Genomic DNA, 16157 nt, shown 5'->3' on the forward strand with positions numbered 1-16157 from the left:
CAAGCAATTGTAAGTTGCGACGACCGGAATACATGGGTCAACTCGCAGTAGCGGAAAAATAGTCCCCGGCTAAATCCGTGAAATTGCACAGGTTTTTTTTGCGGCAGTTGACCTTGCTTCCCTTAGGCGACACATTGTTCGAAGATATTTACCAGGGGGCAGTTCTCGAGTTTCAATGAACCTGTCAATTCGGCAATTGGCGACCTTTCGTGAGGTCATGCGGAGCGGTTCCATTTCGGAAGCAGCCCGCACGCTTGGCCGGACACAGCCTGCCGTCAGTTCGACAATCGCCGGTCTTGAAACGGAGCTTGAACTCAAGCTGTTCATGCGCGAGCAAGGGCGTCTCGTTCCGACCCCGGAAGCGGAGTTCTTTCTCGAAGAAGCCGAAGCGATTCTGCAGCGGCTCGAAATCTCCAAACGCACTCTGCGCGGTCTTGCCAACCGCGAACACGGACAGCTTCGCATTGCAGGGATTCCGGAGGCGATTGCCGATTTCCTTCCAAACAGCCTTTCCAAATTCGTTGCCGACAAACCGAGCGTGAAGATTGCACTGGCAAGCCGGACATCCCAGGAAATTGAAGAGCTTATTGCTGCTCAGCAATTTGACATAGGTTTCACGGAAACACCCCGTGCGCGGAATTCCTTCGACCAGATCGACTTCGATCTGGAATGCATGTGCGCTGTCCCGGCAACGGATCCACTCGCCGCAAGGGAAGTCATCACACCGGAACATCTCGATGGCCACCCGCTTGCACTCATGCATTCCGAACATCGCAGTCACAAGCAGATCCTGGCGCGTTTCCGGGATGCGGGTGTGCGCTTCAACCAGCGATTTGAACTGCAGACCGCCTTGCCCGGATTGAGATTTGTCGAGTCGGGCCTGTGCGCCCTTATCTGCGACATGCTCACGGCCTACAAGGCGCAGGAGGACGGACGGCTCGGCATGGGACCGCCAATGATTGTTTTTCGTCCGTTCCGTCCACGAATCCAGAACGGCCTTTCCATTCTGACGCCGACCCACCGGCCGATTTCGATCGTCGCCAAGGATTTCTGTGATTTTCTCAGCGCGGAAATGGCAACCGTTCAATCTGCCATGATCAAGAAAACCGGCTGACAGACCGGTTTTTGTAAGGAAACATGCACCGCGCTCATTTTCTTGATTTTCAATAAAGATATCTTCTCACAAGCAATCTGGTCGTCGACGCTTCAGATCGTCATAGTCTTTCAAGCCCTGTAAACTGTCGAGAAAGCAAAGCTGTGTCTGAAACCTACTTCGCTCCGAAAGGCGGTCATCCTGGCCAGGAAACGCTTCTGACCGATCGAGCCGTGTTCACCGACGCATACGCTGTCATCCCCCGCGGAACGATGCGCGATATCGTGACCAGCTTCCTTCCGTTCTGGTCCGGCACGCGGCTGTGGGTCCTGTCCCGGCCTTTGTCCGGCTTTGCGGAAACCTTCTCGCAATACATCATGGAGGTGGCACCGGAGGGAGGGTCGGATCGTCCGGAAACGGACCCCACGGCTGAAGCTGTGTTGTTTGTCGTTGAGGGCGAAGCGACACTGACAGCAAATGGCACAGAACACGCGCTGAGAGCCGGAAGTTACGTTTATCTGCCACCGGAAACCGATTGGCGTTTCAGGAATGACAGTCCGGAACACGTTCGATTTCACTGGATCCGCAAGGCATATGAACCGGTCAAGGGGCTCGACCGGCCAAGTTTCTTCGTGACACATGAAAGCGATGTCACCCCGAGTGCAATGCCCGGCACGGACGGCAAATGGGCAACCTCCCGATTTGTGGACCCGGCCGATCTGCGGCACGACATGCATGTCACCATCGTCACGTTTCAACCCGGTGCCGTAATCCCGTTTGCCGAAACGCACGTCATGGAGCACGGTCTTTATGTCCTCCAGGGCAAGGCCGTTTACCGGCTCAATCAGGATTGGGTCGAAGTCGAGGCGGGTGACTACATGTGGCTGCGCGCCTTCTGTCCGCAGGCATGCTATGCGGGAGGCCCCGGGCCATTCCGCTATCTTCTCTACAAGGACGTCAACCGCCACATGCCGCTGCGGCCGGCTGGCCGCTGAAGAAATTCCGATTGTCCCTAGGGACAATATAAATGAGATCAATGCTTTAAAGAGTGATACGCATTCTCCGGGCGCCTGTATTCCAGGGCGCCATGATCGTCGAATTCTAAAGACACGGATCATCGGAATGCGGATTGTCATCAACGGGTTCGGCCGGATAGGCCGGACCGTATTGCGGCAGATCTTGGCCCTCCCCGAAAAGGAGGAAATCGCGATCGTGCGGATCAACGATATCGCGCCGCTCGAGACTTGCACCTATCTTTTCAAATATGACAGTGTTTTCGGCCCCTATCCCGGACACGTCGAGGCTGGTGCCCGGAGCCTGACAATCGACGGCCAGGAAATCCTGTTCTCGGGTGAACCGGATCTCTCCGTTCTGGACTTGTCCGACGTCGACGTCGTGCTGGAATGCACCGGCAAGGCGAATACGGAGGAGATCGCGGGGCGCGGACTTTTGGCGGGAGCACGAAATGTTCTGATTTCCGGCCCGTCTCCCGCCGCCGACCGCACACTTGTGCTCGGCGCCAACGAGGAGGAACTTGGCAGTCATCGCCTCATCTCCAACGGCTCATGCACCACCAATGCACTTGCCCCTCTCTTGCGAGGGTTGGATGACGCAATCGGAATTCAGTCAGGGCACATGACAACGATCCACTGTTATACCGGCAGCCAGCCCATGGTGGACGCCCCGCGCGGTCCTCTGGAACGCAGCCGTGCCGGTGGGGTCTCCATGGTGCCCACCACGACCAGCGCAACCAAACTTGTCGGAAAGGTCCTGCCGCAGATCGAAGGCAGAATCACAGGTGCTGCTGTCCGGGTTCCCACGATCAGCGTATCGGCGGTTGATCTGACCGTGACCTGGAAGCGCCCTGTTGCGGGATCGGTCAATGATCTGCTTCAGGATATTTTCTCAAACAGTTCGGTCATCGGCTTTACCGGCGACCATGTTGTGTCGACCGATATGCGCGCGAGACCGGAATCGCTCGTGATCGCCCTCCCCGAGACCCTTACCACGGGCGACCGTCAGGCCCGCATTTTCGGCTGGTACGACAATGAATGGGGTTTCTCGAGACGCATGATCGACATGGCCCGGCTGATGGCGGCGAGATAGCGGACCTCGATCTGCTCATGCAACTCGTTGACCGATGATCGTGTTTCCATGAAGCGCCGAACTCTCAGACAAAAGTTGGAATGGTTTTCATAGCGCGCCTTGTCGAAACGGCTAGACAAAAAAGAAGGGCCGCGTCAGCGGCCCTTCCGTGTTTCCCTTATGTGCGGCTGGTCAGGTTTTTTCACTTTTCGGCAGGGAGCCCTGACCGTGACCTGTCATGCCACCTGAGACCTCTTCGGTCGATTCATCTGAAAGCTCTTCCGGAAGGATGAGGTTCAGGACAATCGCCAGAAGCGCCGCCGGCAGCAGTCCGCTGGTCAGCAGAATGCGCGCGGTGTCGGGAACATGCTGCAACGCGCCGGGTTCCAGCTGAAGCCCGAGACCGATCGACAGCGAGATCGCAAAAATGACCATGTTGCGCCGGTTCCAGTTGACGTCCGACAGCATCGAGACGCCAGCGGCAACGACCATGCCGAACATGACGATGACCCCTCCGCCGAGCACCTCGATCGGCACTGTGCGAATGACGCTGCCCACTTTCGGAATCAATCCGCAGACGATGAGAAAGATCGCACCGAACGTGACGACATGCCTGCTCATGACGCCGGTCATTGCGATAAGCCCGACATTCTGACTGAACGAGGTGTTCGGTAAGCCGCCGAAAAAACCGGCAATCGCTGATCCGACACCGTCCGCATAGGTCGCACCAGAAATTTCCTTGTCGGTTGCCTCACGACCCGCACCACCTTTTGTGACACCGGAAACGTCGCCCACGGTTTCCACCGCTGACACGAATGCCATCAGACAGAAACCGATGACTGCGGCCAGCGAAAACTCAAAACCGTATTTGAACGGCTGAGGCAACGCAAAGGCGGCAGCTTTCGACCATGATCCGGCAATCACATCAAAGGTGAGCATTCCCGTCAGCAGCGCGAAAATGTAGCCCGCGATCAATCCTAGAAGAACCGCTGCAACGGACAGCATGCCCCTTGCGAAGAACTTCAATCCCAGCGTGACGACGATGACGACCAGAGCCGCGGCCCAGTTCAGCAGCGAACCGTATTCCGGTTTGCCGATCGCAGGCACACCGCCGGCCGCGTACTGGATACCGACCTTGACAAGCGCGAGGCCGATCATGGTGACCACGAGCCCCGTAACGAGCGGCGGCAGGGCAAATCGGATGCGTCCGATGAAAAGACCCAGGACAGCGTGGAAGATACCGCCGATGATCACGCCACCGAAAAGGGCGGCAAGTCCCTCGACACCCTTGCCCGCGACGATCGGGATCATGATCGGCAGAAAGGCAAACGACGTTCCCTGAACGATCGGAAGACCAGACCCTACCGGGCCGAGTGTCATTGTCTGCAGCAATGTCGCGATACCGGCGAACACCATCGACATTTGTATGAGGTACAGCAACTCGGGAAAGTCCGGCGAGTTGGAGCCGAAGCCAAACCCGGCTGCACCGGCAACAATGATGGCAGGTGTAACGTTTGACACAAACATTGCCAGCACATGCTGGATTCCAAGCGGAATTGCCTTCGCCAATGGCGGAGTATAGTTGGGATCTCGCAGTTGCTCTGCCGTCCCGATTGTCGAGCTGTCCATAACTTCTCCTCTGAAGGTCAAAAGGATGTTTCCACCTCATTGGGCGGGCAGAAATCATCCATTCGTGAAGATGCACTTCAACCGTCAAGCATCTCCACAGTCCAGGGAACGGGAAACCAATGTTCCTCCAGGTTGGTTCCGTTCCCGATCCAATCGACGACCACAAAGCGGCCGTCCCTTTCCAGTGGAGCCAGCACACCATGCCACACGCCCCTATGCAGATTGATTGATTGGCCGGGCTTGCTGACAAAGGCCTTCAGGCTGACGGGTTCACCGTTCAGATCATCTGCAACGACAACCAGCATCGGCACGCCGTCGACGGGAACAAATGCCTGACTCCCCATCGGATGCCGCTCGACCATGTCGACCATGTGAGGCAATGAGCGTGCTTTGGCATCGAAAAGGCTGATCCCCGCCCGTCCTGCTTCGAAATCCAGCCTTGCGAGGTCGTTGTGACGTCCGCACATGCCCTGATTGATGATCTTGTCAGGACTGCCCCTCACTTCGATCAGGTCACCGTAGGGTGCAAAGTCTGCCGCTGTCAGAGGTGTTGCCGCAATTGAAGTCGGTTTCACGGCAAAAGGTCCTGCAGTCGATGTCGGGCGATGCGTTCCACCTGGTTGCAGGCCTCCTTGAACTCAGTCGGCCCATCATTGTCGATTCGCCGGTGAAAGGCAGCCAGTATGGATGACTTGTCGTTGTCGCGTACGGCGATGATAAAGGGAAACCCGTGTTTTGCGACATAGGCGGTATTGAGATCTTTGAAAGTCTCCCGCTCGTCATCGGTCAGAAGATCAAGTCCGGCGCTCGCCTGTTCCGATGTGCTTTCCGCAGTCAGACGGCCGGCCTGGGCCAGCTTGCCGGCCAGGTCCGGATGCGCCTTCAGGACACCGAGGCGTTCTTCCCCGTTTGCTGAGCGGAACATTCTGCAAAGGATATTGTGAACACCTGCAGCGCAATCGTGCGCCGGTCCGAGTTCAAGCTGAAATGCGCGTTCGGCAATCCAGGGCGAATGCTCGAATATCCCGCCGAAGCGTTCGACAAATTCGTCCTTCGTCATGCGGCTTGGCGACAGGGAAACTTGTGGTGGATGGTGCGCCGACCAATGTTGAGCGATGTCGATCCGGCGCGGGCACCAGACACGATCGTGGGACTGGATGTATTCGATGAACTTCCGTATTGCCGCAATCTTGCCTGGGCGCCCCACCAGACGGCAATGCAGTCCGACAGACATCATCTTTGGTGTATCGCTTTCACCCTCGGCATAAAGCACGTCGAAGGCATTCTTCAGGTAGTTGAAGAAGTCATCTCCGTCGCTCCAGCCGGGCGATACGGCAAATCGCATGTCATTGGCTTCGAGCGTGTAGGGTATGATCAGCTGATCACGGCCTTCGACATCCAGCCAGTAGGGCAGATCGTCGTCATAGGTATCCGAGATGTAATCGAATCCCCCCTCTTCGGCGACAAGACGGACGGTATTTTCCGAGCAGCGGCCCGTATACCAGCCGCGAGGGCGTTCTCCGACGACTTCAGTATGCAGCCGGATAGCCTCCGCGATGACAGCGCGCTCCTCGTCGTCGTGCATGTCCTTGTGCTCGACCCATTTGAGGCCATGGCTGGCGATCTCCCAACCGGCATCCTTCATCGCTTCGACCTGTTCCGGGCTTCGCGCCAGCGCGGAGGCAACACCGTAAATCGTCAGCGGAATACCGGCACGTGTGAACAGCCGGTGGAGTCTCCAGAAACCGGCGCGAGAACCGTACTCATAAATGGATTCCATGTTCCAGTGACGCTGCCCGGGCCATTGGGCGACGCCCGGTATGTCGGACAGAAAGGCTTCGGATGCACTGTCACCATGCAGGATATTGTTTTCGCCGCCTTCCTCGTAATTCAGAACGAACTGAACGGCGACCCTGGCATTTCCAGGCCACTTTGGATCGGGTGGAAACGCACCGTAACCCCGCAAATCGCGCACATACCGATTCAAGACAGACCTCCAGCTTTCTTTTTCTTTTACGACAAAACAGTGATGATGACTTTCAGGCTTTTTTAGAAAGAGCTTCAGGGGAACGCACTCTATGCTCGGCGGTATCTTCTGCAATCATCCCGGGACAGATCTGAAGACAAACATTCAACTCCCGAGACTGTGCATCCGTTTCAAATTTCAAGGAGACCCACATGGCGGGATTTTTGACGACCCACGTGCTGGACACCGTGCGGGGCACGCCCTGTGCAGGCATCAAGATCGATCTCTACGAAATCAACGGAGACGCAAGATGTCACATCGCAAGCCTGACGACCAACAGTGATGGCCGGACAGATGCCCCCATTCTGCCGGAATCCGATTTCAGGAAAGGAATTTACGAGCTCGTTTTTCACGTCGGCGAGTATTTTGACTCGCTCGATGCAACAGCGGTCGGCCCGCGCTTCCTGGACACCGTTCCACTGCGCTTCGGCATGTCCGATGACACGCACTATCATGTGCCTCTCCTGGTATCACCGTACAGCTATTCGACTTATCGGGGCAGCTAACACCACTTTCCGATGGAAACATCGCCGACAATGGACAACTGCGTCGCGATAGCCCTGTCGCTACATCTCTTTTGACATTTGCCGACGGTCCGGCGGACCGATTGGTCCGCCGCCAACGTCACACAACTGCTTGAAGAATTCCGCCAGTCCGCTTGCCGACGCCAGATCTTTCATATGTTGATGAATGCCCGAGCCGTAGACTTCCCACATGTCCTTTCGCAACGCGGCACCTTCAGGCGTGATATGCAGAACCTTGCCACGACGATCTTCCGACATGACCGTTTCGCGGATCAGTCCCTTTGAGATCTGCCGGGCCAGCAGGCGCGACAGGTTGGATTGCTCGAAAAGCAGCCAGCTTGTCAGTTCATAAGCCCTCACGCCCTCTTTACCCGACATTTCAACGCCCCAGAGCAAGTCGTAGACACGGAGCGACGGGAACCCTTTCTGACGCAACTCGGCTTCCATATTGCGGTGCGCTTGCCGGTGCACCCGGTTCAACATGATCCAGATATCGGTTTCTCGGTCGCTTGGCTTCATCATCTTCAAGTTTCAGTGAGCAGGGATTGCAACGGTTTTTTCAAGACTGTCATTCTGATAGATGTCATAGCATCTATTTTGGTATTCTTGAAAATCAAGATATCACCAGGCTCAGGCAATTCTGCTTGACTGTGAAAAGGAGGGATTTTCAAATGATCAGACTTGCCCAAACAGGCATTGCCGCATTCCTGTTGACAGTTCCTGCCGCGATGGCCACGACCTACAAGACCGACCAGGGACATACCGAGGTGCAGTTCAGCTGGTCGCATGCAGGTGTTTCCACACAGAGTGGGGAATTCACAGAAGTAGCGGGAACACTGGATATCGACCCTGAGAATGCGGAAGATGCCTCCCTCAGCGTGACGATCAAGACCGACAGCCTGGCAACCGGCTTCAAGCCTCTCGACGATCATCTGTCAAGCGCGGATTTCCTGGAAGTCGAAACCTATCCGGAGATCACCTTTGTCAGCACCGCCGTTGAGAAAACCGGCGAAGACACAGCCAAGGTGACCGGAGATTTGACACTGCACGGCACGACCAAGCCCGTCACGCTGGACACCAAACTGACCCATATCGGACCGCATCCCGTCGGCAGCAGCCTCGACTATTACAAGGGTGAATGGATTGCCTTTGAAGCGTCGACCACGATTGATCATACGGAATTTGGCGTCGGGCCTTTCTCGACAGGTCCGATAACCATTCAAATAGTCACCGAAATGAAGGCTGAGTAGTCTTCGCGGTTTACAAACCGAACCACGACCTGCTGGAAGTCGCCCTTGGGCGGCTTTCAGATACGGAATGCCACCTCATCGCTCCGGCATGTCTGCCAGCGCACGCTGGATATGCCCGATCATGAAGTCTAGGAACAGCCTTACTTTCGGATCCTGACGTTTCCGGTGGGTGTAAAGACAGGCCATTTGCACGGGAACCGGCGGCTCCTGCTCCAGAACCGGGACAAGCCGTCCTGAAGCGAGATAATCTGCAACCTCGAAGACCGGCTTCAAAATAATGCCGTGACCGTCGAGCGCCCAGCCTGTCAAAACGTCCCCGTGATCGGATTCAAAGGGTCCCGTCACCGCTACTTTCCTGATACCGCTTCTCGTCTGGAGCGGCCACTGAAACTCCGGTGCTCCAGGATAGCGCATGTTGAGACACTCATGCTTGCCGGATGACAGATCTTCATGTAGCGCCGGGGCGCCTTTTCGCGCCAGGTAGCCTGGTGAGGCACACAGCACCCGTTCGCAATCGGCTATTTTTCGGATCTTGAGCGTTGAGTCTTCCGGCAATCCCAGGAAAAATGCTGCGTCGAGACCTTCCCCCGTCAGATCGACCTTCCGGTCGGACAGCCGCAAGCGGATATCGATCAGCTGATTGGCGTCCTTGAACACCGGGATTGCAGGTGCGATCAGTCGCTGACCCATGCCGATCGGGGCTGCGATGAACAAGGTGCCCCGTGGCGACTGCGTGACGTTGCTGATTTCAGCTTCGGCTTCCTCGACGGCCTCCACGATCTTGGTCGCACCGCGGTAAAACAGCGTCCCGTGTTCGGTCGGGCTGAGCGCACGCGTCGTCCGCTGGAACAGGCGCACGTTCAGATGCTCTTCCAGCTGGGAGATCCGCGCAGATGCAACAGCCGATGAAATCCGGAGATCGCGGGCTGCGGCGGACATGTTCCCCAATTCATAAACGCGCAGGAACGTCCGTATATTCTCCAGATAGGCCAACGCCTTATTTTTCCGTTTTTTTTGAAACTGCTCGGAATTATGTCGAGATACCAGAAAATTTCAAGTTAGATTAGCTTGCCGTTAAAGGGGACCGGAGGGACACCATGTTGGATATTGCCATTATCTGGGAGTGGCTGGCATTCGCCGTCAGGTGGCTGCATGTCGTAACTGCCATCGCCTGGATCGGTTCGTCCTTCTATTTCATCGCTCTGGATCTGGGATTGCGCAAGTCGCCGCACCTGCCGCCCGGGGCTTTCGGAGAAGAATGGCAGGTCCACGGCGGCGGTTTCTATCACATCCAGAAATATCTGGTGGCACCAGAAAACATGCCGGAACATCTGACATGGTTCAAATGGGAGAGCTATGCCACATGGCTCTCCGGCGCGGCGCTCATGATGATCGTCTATTGGGTCGGCGGCGAACTTTATCTGATTGATCCGGCGAAGGCGGATCTGGCCTTGTGGCAGGGCATCGTGATTTCGGCTGCATCGCTCACGATCGGATGGTTGATCTACGATTTTCTGTGCAAGTCGAAACTCGGAGACAGCCCGACATTGCTGATGGTCCTGCTGTTCATCATGCTTGTCGCGATGGGTTGGGGCTATGATCAGGTATTCACGGGCCGCGCAACGATGCTGCATCTGGGAGCCTTCACGGCGACCATCATGACCGCGAATGTGTTCCTGATCATCATTCCCAACCAGAAGATCGTCGTGGCCGACCTGAAGGCCGGACGCACCCCGGACGCCAAATACGGCAAGATCGCCAAGCTGCGGTCGATGCATAACAATTATCTGACGCTGCCTGTCGTCTTCCTCATGCTCTCCAATCACTACCCGCTTGCCTTCGCCTCCGAATACAACTGGGTGATCGCTGCACTGGTATTCCTGATGGGAGTATCGATCCGGCACTATTTCAACACCAAGCACGCGGGAGGCAGCGCGCCCATGTGGACATGGCTGGTGACGGCAATCCTCTTCGTTGCGATCATTCACCTGAGCATGGCGCCGATGTGGAGTGCCGACAGTCTTGAGGTTTCCGATTCCCGCACGCTCAACCCCACGGAACAGGCATTTGCCAGTGCGAAGGGTTTTGAGGACGTGATGGCCATCGTTCCCGGACGCTGCTCCATGTGTCATTCCCGCGAACCGTTTTATGAGGGTATTTACTGGGCACCGAAGGGCGTGGTTCTGGAAACGGAAGCCGATGTCGTCCGTGCTGCCCGGGAAATCTATCTGCAGGCCGGTGTTACCAACGCCATGCCACCGGCAAACGTTTCCTACATGGAGCCAGAAGAACGGCGCAAGATCATCGAATGGTACCGGAACGCGCGCGAAAAAATGCCGTTCGGCATAGCAGCAAGGTAGGCCACTACGGCGAGACCCGCTCGCATCCGCATTAATTCCGGTGGTCTGGACCTTGCCTGTTTGAACCATCATGGATGTCGGACCGTGCAAGTGCTATCAGTCAAGCAAGGATCAGCACCAGCCGGAAGCCGCACCTGATACATGTTCACCGTTCTTGCCAATCGAACCTACCGGCATCTTTTTGCAGCCCAGGTCATCGCCCTCTTTGGAACCGGGTTGATGACGGTGGCACTTGCCCTTCTTGCTTTTGATCTGGCGGGCGCCGATGCCGGAGCGGTTCTTGGTACAGCGCTTGCCATCAAGATGATCGTCTACGTCACCCTGTCGCCGGTAGCGGCCGGTTTTGCCGCACATTTTCCACGCAGACCTTTTCTTGTTGTGCTCGATCTTGTCCGGGCCAGCGTTGCGATCGCCTTGCCTTTTGTCGATTCAGTCTGGCAGATCTATGTCCTGATCGCGCTTCTGCAATCGGCCTCCGCGGCCTTTACGCCAACTTTTCAGGCGACCATACCGGACATCCTGCCTGACGAGGATGACTATACCAATGCGCTGTCTCTTTCGCGGATGGCCTACGATCTCGAAAACCTGCTGAGCCCGATGGTAGCTGCCGCCCTGATCGGTCTTGTCGGATTTCACTGGCTTTTTGGCGGTACGGTGGTCGGCTTCCTGGTATCCGCCGCACTCGTTTTGACCGTAACACTTCCGGCAATCATGACCACCAGGCGCGTTTCACCGTGGCAGCGTATCTCGCAGGGAATGCGGATCTATCTGCGAACCCCCAGACTTCAGGGACTACTGGCGCTCAACCTGACCGTCTCTGCCGCCGGCGCCATCGTGATCGTGAATTCTGTCGTCATCGTCAAGACGCTGCTCGGCGGAACCGACACGGACCTTGCCCTGACAATGGCCGCCTATGGTGGAGGATCCATGGTAATGGCCATTGCCCTGCCACGGTTGCTTGCCTCCTTGAAAGACAGGAACATCATGCTGTCGGGTGCGCTTGCCCTGCCGTTGCTGTTGTTCGGGTTTGCCGTCCTGTTGGTGGAACTTCCAGAACCGGCCTTGTGGCCCTATCTCCTTGCGACATGGTTCCTGATGGGACTTGCCAATTCCGCGGTGCTGGTTCCATCCGGGCGCCTCTTGCGCAATTCTGCGCATGCGGAAGACAGGCCGATGGTTTTTGCAGCACAATTCGCCCTGTCACATGGCTGCTGGCTGGTCACCTATCCGCTTGCCGGCTGGCTCGGCAGCGGGGCAGGCTTGCCAACGACCATTTTGACACTCGCCGTCCTGGCAATCATCGGTGCCGTTGCTGCTGCAAGACTTTGGCCCTCGTCGGACGCCAAGGTTATCATTCATGAACATCCTGAACTCCCGGCTGATCACCCGCACCTTAAAAACGCTTCCGGCAAGCGGCATGCGCATACATACGTGATTGACAATCTGCATGAGAGTTGGCCGGACGACCGTTTCTGATGAAACTGCTGAACTCCCTGCAAAGGTGGATAAATGATGCGGTTCGCGCCCATCTGATCGAGCACGGACGGTAGGGCCACCGGATCGGGGGTCGCCACCGTATCTCGTGTGCTTGACGCCCTGACCGGAGTTTGAATTGCCGCCATTGCAAGCCTGGATCTTTTTTTGAAATCGATGATTTCAACAAATACCAGCGTCGATCGTCGCGGCAATTCCGGGTTTCGTTCCTCTGCATGAACTTGGTTCGGCAAACATGAATTCGGACAACCGGACAAAATATCCGACTTCACATATTGACTTTTTGGAACGTTCCAAGTTTTATGCATCCAAATTGGAACGTTCCAAAACGAGCTTATAGGGAGGTTTGAATGCGTTGGGCCCTGATCGGTGCAAGCCGAATTGCGTCTGGTTATGTGATTGATGCGATCCGCGCGCAGGAAGGAGCCGAAATTCAATCGGTCCTGAGCTCCGATGCGGAGCGCGGCGCTGTCTTTGCCAGGGACAATGCAATCCCGGAAAGCTTTACCGATCTGGAAGCGCAACTGGCAGACGAAACAGTCGATGCGGTCTATATCTCCACGACCAACGAGAAGCACCACTCTCAGGCCCTGGCCGCCATTGCCGCGGGCAAGCATGTTCTGTGTGAAAAGCCTTTGGCCATGACACTCTCCGACGCAGTCGAGATGGTAGAGGCCGCTCGCAACAACGCCGTCACTTTTGCCACCAACCATCATCTGCGCAACGCCGGTTCGCATCTCGCGGTCCGCGACCTGATTTCCTCCGGCCGCATCGGCAAGGTTCTGAGCGCGCGCGTTTTTCATGCCGTCCACCTGCCGGAACATCTGCGCGGATGGCGGATCAACGACGCGTCCGCAGGTGGTGGTGTCATTCCTGACATTACAGTTCATGACGCAGACACGATCCGCTTTCATCTGGCCGAAGACCCCGTCGATGTCGTCGCGAAAGCGGGAACATCAGGTATGGGTGAAGGCGTCGAGGATAGTGTCATGTCGGTCTGGTCCATGCCTTCCGGCGCAATGATTCAGACACACGAAAGCTTCACGCATGCCTTTGCCGGGACGGGAATCGAATTCCATGGAACGGACGGTTCCATCTTCGCGCGCAACGTCATGACCCAGGAACCGGTCGGTGAGATCAGGCTCGTTGATACCAATGGCGAAACGCAGATCTCGTTCGAGACACACAATCTTTATCACCGCGCGCTCGGCCTCTTTTGCGGAGCAGTTCGCGGAACCGGAAGCCCCTCCGCCGACGGCATCGACGGCATCAAGTCACTGGCTGTAGCTCATGCTGTTCGCGAAGCGGCACAATCCGGTTCGACCGTCCGCGTCGACTACGGAGGCTTTTGATCCATGTCTTCCAAGATCGTTACGGCAGCAGACGCTGTCGCACGAATTGCGGACGGAGCCGTTGTCACCGTTTCCTCGTCCTCCGGCCTCGGTTGCCCCGACAAGGTCCTTGAAGCCCTCGGAGCAAGGTTCGACAAAGAGGGGCACCCGCGGAATTTGACGACGCTGCACCCGATTGCTGCCGGCGACATGTATGGCATCAAGGGTATCGATCACATTGCCAGGGACGGCCTTCTGTCAACGATCATCGCAGGGTCCTATCCCTCGGGTCCGTCTTCCCTTCCAATGCCTGAGATCTGGCGCATGCTCGTCGAGAACCGGGTCGCTGCCTACAACGTTCCCTCCGGAATTCTGTTCGACATGCACCGGGATGTCGCCGCAAGGCGGCCGGGTGTCATGACCAAAGTCGGCCTGGAGACATTTGTCGACCCGGTCCGTGAAGGTTGCGCCATGAACGATGCGGCGACCAAACAGCCCATAGTGTCGAGAATGGAACTCGGTGGAGAGACCTGGCTGCATTTTCCGAACATCATACCGGACGTGGCCATCATTCGCGCCACAACCGCCGACGAGCGCGGCAACCTGACCTATGAGCACGAGGGTGCCTATCTTGGCGGCCTGGAGCAGGCTATTGCAGTCCGCAACCATGGCGGCCTGGTCATTGCCCAGGTCAAGCGGGTCACGGCAGCCGGTTCGCTACGCCCCCATGACGTTCGCGTTCCCGGGCATCTGGTTGACCTTGTCGTCGTCGACGCTGACCAGCGCCAGACGACGGAAACAGACTATGATCCGGCAATCTCCGGCGAGATCATGCGCCCCTGGTCAAGCTTCTCTCTTGCCGAACATGGCATCGAAAAAGTAGTCGCGCGGCGCGCGGCGATGGAGTTGAGCAGAGGTCAAACGGCCAATCTCGGCTTCGGCATTTCGGCGATGGTTCCGCGAGTGCTCCTCGAGGCCGGTCAGGAGCAGGCCGTCACCTGGGCGATCGAACAGGGCGCGACCGGCGGGATGCCGCTGACAGGATTTGCCTTCGGCTGCGCCTCCAACGCCGACGCCTATATGCCTTCACCCCAGCAGTTTACCTATTTCCAGGGAGGCGGCTTCGACGTTTCTTTCCTGTCCTTTCTGGAAATTGATCTTCAGGGCAATGTCAACGTCTCTAAACTCGGCAAGAAACCCTATCTGACAGCCGGGTGCGGCGGCTTTGTCGACATTACCGCGAATGCCAGGAAAATCGTGTTTTCCGGCCTGTTCGAGGCGGGAGCCGATCTGTCACTTACCGACGAAGCCCTGACCGTGAACGCTCCGGGCAAGTTCACCAAGATGGTGGACAGGGTCGAGCATGTCACGTTTTCCGGCAACCGCGCCCGCGAAACCGGTCAGGAGGTTCTCTACGTCACCGAGCGCTGCGTCATTCAGTTGACCGACGCAGGCCTGCTGGCAACCGAAATCATGCCCGGCATCGAGCCGCAAAGGGATATTGTTGACGCATCCAGCGGCCGCGTGAAACTCGCAAACGACCTCAGGGAAATGCCGAAGGCCCTGTTGCGGACCAAAGCGATGGAGCTTCACCTGTGAGCGCGCTTCACCTGATACGCCACGGTGACGTTGCCGAGCTTCGTCTCGACAATCCGGCAAAGCTCAATGCCTTTACAGCTGAAATGCTGGGTGCGGTCGAGCCACATTGCGCGGAAATCGAAAGAGATCCCGGCATCCGTGCCGTCGTGATCAGCGCGGAGGACAGCAAGGCATTTTGCGCCGGCGCCGACATTGTCGCCTGGGGAGAACTGGAACCGTGGGAATTTGCTCGCCATTGGGTTCGCGAAGGTCATCGCATTTTCGATCGCCTTGCACGCCTTGGCAAGCCGACAGTCGCTGCCCTCGCAGGTCACGCCTTCGGTGGTGGGCTTGAGTTCGCGGCAACGGCAGACATCCGGATCATGGCACCGCATGCCACGCTTGCCCTGCCCGAAGCCGCGGTCGGAATCGTGCCGGGGTGGTCGGGCACGCAGCGCCTGATCCGCTTGCTCGGCGAACCGGTCGTGAAGGAAATGGCCCTGTTCGGCCGCCGTATTTCGGCCGAACGCGCCCACGCTTGCGGGTTTGTGGCCGAGATATCGGACGATCCGAGAACAAGGGCAATGGAATTGGCACAAGGCCTGGCCGGCAGATCCTCCTGTTCGGTCGAGGTTGCCAAATACATGGTCCATGCCGCAGCCGGGGAAGATCGCAACGCCATGATCGAAGCCCTCGGCGCAGGCATGATTGGACAAACCGCCGACCGCACCGAAGGTGTCACCGCCTTTCGCGAAAAGCGCAAACCGAATTTTCCTGGAAAATAATC

At 57.1% G+C, this 16157-nt stretch carries 15 protein-coding genes; 10 read left to right on the forward strand and 5 right to left on the reverse strand.

Annotated elements, in window-relative coordinates; all coding sequences use genetic code 11:
* Positions 1–175 precede the first annotated feature (175 nt).
* From ACO6TI_RS01790 to ACO6TI_RS01800, 3 genes are all read left to right on the forward strand, one after another.
* Positions 176–1114, forward strand: a complete 939-nt coding sequence (locus tag ACO6TI_RS01790) for a LysR substrate-binding domain-containing protein (RefSeq protein WP_055114100.1) — start codon at positions 176–178, stop codon at positions 1112–1114.
* A gap of 143 nt (positions 1115–1257) precedes the next feature.
* A complete protein-coding gene (locus ACO6TI_RS01795) occupies positions 1258–2088 on the forward strand; it encodes a bifunctional allantoicase/(S)-ureidoglycine aminohydrolase (protein ID WP_055114103.1) in 831 nt (276 codons plus the stop codon).
* Between the two features lie 127 nt (positions 2089–2215).
* Complete coding sequence (locus tag ACO6TI_RS01800; protein WP_196901223.1) at positions 2216–3199, forward strand: glyceraldehyde 3-phosphate dehydrogenase NAD-binding domain-containing protein; 984 nt, start codon at positions 2216–2218, stop codon at positions 3197–3199.
* Positions 3200–3370: 171 nt separating this feature from the next.
* Here ACO6TI_RS01800 and ACO6TI_RS01805 read toward each other — a convergent pair whose 3' ends face one another.
* The 3 genes from ACO6TI_RS01805 to puuE form a co-directional block, all read right to left on the reverse strand.
* A complete protein-coding gene (locus tag ACO6TI_RS01805; protein WP_055114107.1) occupies positions 3371–4807 on the reverse strand; it encodes a uracil-xanthine permease family protein in 1437 nt (478 codons plus the stop codon).
* Between the two features lie 77 nt (positions 4808–4884).
* Positions 4885–5382, reverse strand: coding sequence for an ureidoglycolate lyase (locus tag ACO6TI_RS01810; RefSeq protein WP_196878526.1), 498 nt, complete (start codon positions 5380–5382; stop codon positions 4885–4887).
* Positions 5379–6794 (reverse strand): allantoinase PuuE, encoded by a 1416-nt coding sequence (gene puuE, locus ACO6TI_RS01815; RefSeq protein WP_422384222.1) that lies wholly within the window; start codon positions 6792–6794, stop codon positions 5379–5381. Before puuE ends, ACO6TI_RS01810 begins: the two co-directional genes overlap by 4 nt.
* Positions 6795–6985: 191 nt before the next feature.
* Between puuE and uraH the strand changes: the two genes are divergently transcribed.
* Positions 6986–7339: a hydroxyisourate hydrolase gene (gene uraH, locus ACO6TI_RS01820; RefSeq protein WP_422384223.1), complete on the forward strand. Its 354-nt coding sequence runs from the start codon at positions 6986–6988 to the stop codon at positions 7337–7339.
* Between the two features lie 60 nt (positions 7340–7399).
* Here uraH and ACO6TI_RS01825 read toward each other — a convergent pair whose 3' ends face one another.
* On the reverse strand, positions 7400–7879 hold the full coding sequence (locus ACO6TI_RS01825) for a MarR family winged helix-turn-helix transcriptional regulator (protein WP_104700792.1): 480 nt from the start codon (positions 7877–7879) through the stop codon (positions 7400–7402).
* Positions 7880–8028: 149 nt separating this feature from the next.
* On the opposite strand from ACO6TI_RS01825, the gene ACO6TI_RS01830 reads away from it, so the two are divergent.
* Positions 8029–8607, forward strand: coding sequence for a YceI family protein (locus tag ACO6TI_RS01830; RefSeq protein ID WP_055114119.1), 579 nt, complete (start codon positions 8029–8031; stop codon positions 8605–8607).
* A gap of 75 nt (positions 8608–8682) precedes the next feature.
* Here ACO6TI_RS01830 and ACO6TI_RS01835 read toward each other — a convergent pair whose 3' ends face one another.
* The gene (locus ACO6TI_RS01835) at positions 8683–9600 is read right to left on the reverse strand and encodes a LysR family transcriptional regulator (protein WP_055114121.1); all 918 of its coding nucleotides are present in this window, start codon (positions 9598–9600) and stop codon (positions 8683–8685) included.
* A gap of 104 nt (positions 9601–9704) precedes the next feature.
* Here ACO6TI_RS01835 and ACO6TI_RS01840 point away from each other — a divergent pair, with 104 nt between their 5' ends.
* The 5 genes from ACO6TI_RS01840 (at position 9705) to ACO6TI_RS01860 (ending at position 16155) form a co-directional block, all read left to right on the forward strand.
* Positions 9705–10967, forward strand: a complete 1263-nt coding sequence (locus ACO6TI_RS01840) for a urate hydroxylase PuuD (protein WP_409857514.1) — start codon at positions 9705–9707, stop codon at positions 10965–10967.
* Between the two features lie 141 nt (positions 10968–11108).
* Positions 11109–12443, forward strand: a complete 1335-nt coding sequence (locus tag ACO6TI_RS01845; protein WP_422384224.1) for an MFS transporter — start codon at positions 11109–11111, stop codon at positions 12441–12443.
* 368 nt (positions 12444–12811) lie between these two features.
* Positions 12812–13813 (forward strand): Gfo/Idh/MocA family protein, encoded by a 1002-nt coding sequence (locus tag ACO6TI_RS01850; protein WP_422384225.1) that lies wholly within the window; start codon positions 12812–12814, stop codon positions 13811–13813.
* Positions 13814–13816: 3 nt separating this feature from the next.
* The gene (locus tag ACO6TI_RS01855; RefSeq protein ID WP_422384226.1) at positions 13817–15391 is read left to right on the forward strand and encodes an acyl CoA:acetate/3-ketoacid CoA transferase; all 1575 of its coding nucleotides are present in this window, start codon (positions 13817–13819) and stop codon (positions 15389–15391) included.
* A complete protein-coding gene (locus ACO6TI_RS01860) occupies positions 15388–16155 on the forward strand; it encodes an enoyl-CoA hydratase/isomerase family protein (RefSeq protein WP_055114131.1) in 768 nt (255 codons plus the stop codon). The genes ACO6TI_RS01855 and ACO6TI_RS01860 overlap by 4 nt, the downstream gene beginning before the upstream one ends.
* The last annotated feature ends 2 nt before the right edge of the window (positions 16156–16157 follow it).

This window comes from Roseibium album, from assembly GCF_965233825.1.
Lineage (GTDB): Bacteria > Pseudomonadota > Alphaproteobacteria > Rhizobiales > Stappiaceae > Roseibium > Roseibium album.

Excerpts from the sequence above, each read along its gene's own strand:
- ACO6TI_RS01800 (WP_196901223.1), top strand. The coding sequence starts at position 2,216 with ATGCGGATTGTCATCAACGGGTTCGGCCGGATAGGCCGGACCGTATTG.
- ACO6TI_RS01850 (WP_422384225.1), top strand. The coding sequence starts at position 12,812 with ATGCGTTGGGCCCTGATCGGTGCAAGCCGAATTGCGTCTGGTTATGTG.
- ACO6TI_RS01790 (WP_055114100.1), top strand. The coding sequence starts at position 176 with ATGAACCTGTCAATTCGGCAATTGGCGACCTTTCGTGAGGTCATGCGG.
- ACO6TI_RS01825 (WP_104700792.1), bottom strand. The coding sequence starts at position 7,879 with ATGATGAAGCCAAGCGACCGAGAAACCGATATCTGGATCATGTTGAAC.
- ACO6TI_RS01855 (WP_422384226.1), top strand. The coding sequence starts at position 13,817 with ATGTCTTCCAAGATCGTTACGGCAGCAGACGCTGTCGCACGAATTGCG.
- ACO6TI_RS01845 (WP_422384224.1), top strand. The coding sequence starts at position 11,109 with ATGTTCACCGTTCTTGCCAATCGAACCTACCGGCATCTTTTTGCAGCC.
- ACO6TI_RS01840 (WP_409857514.1), top strand. The coding sequence starts at position 9,705 with ATGTTGGATATTGCCATTATCTGGGAGTGGCTGGCATTCGCCGTCAGG.
- ACO6TI_RS01830 (WP_055114119.1), top strand. The coding sequence starts at position 8,029 with ATGATCAGACTTGCCCAAACAGGCATTGCCGCATTCCTGTTGACAGTT.
- ACO6TI_RS01805 (WP_055114107.1), bottom strand. The coding sequence starts at position 4,807 with ATGGACAGCTCGACAATCGGGACGGCAGAGCAACTGCGAGATCCCAAC.
- uraH (WP_422384223.1), top strand. The coding sequence starts at position 6,986 with ATGGCGGGATTTTTGACGACCCACGTGCTGGACACCGTGCGGGGCACG.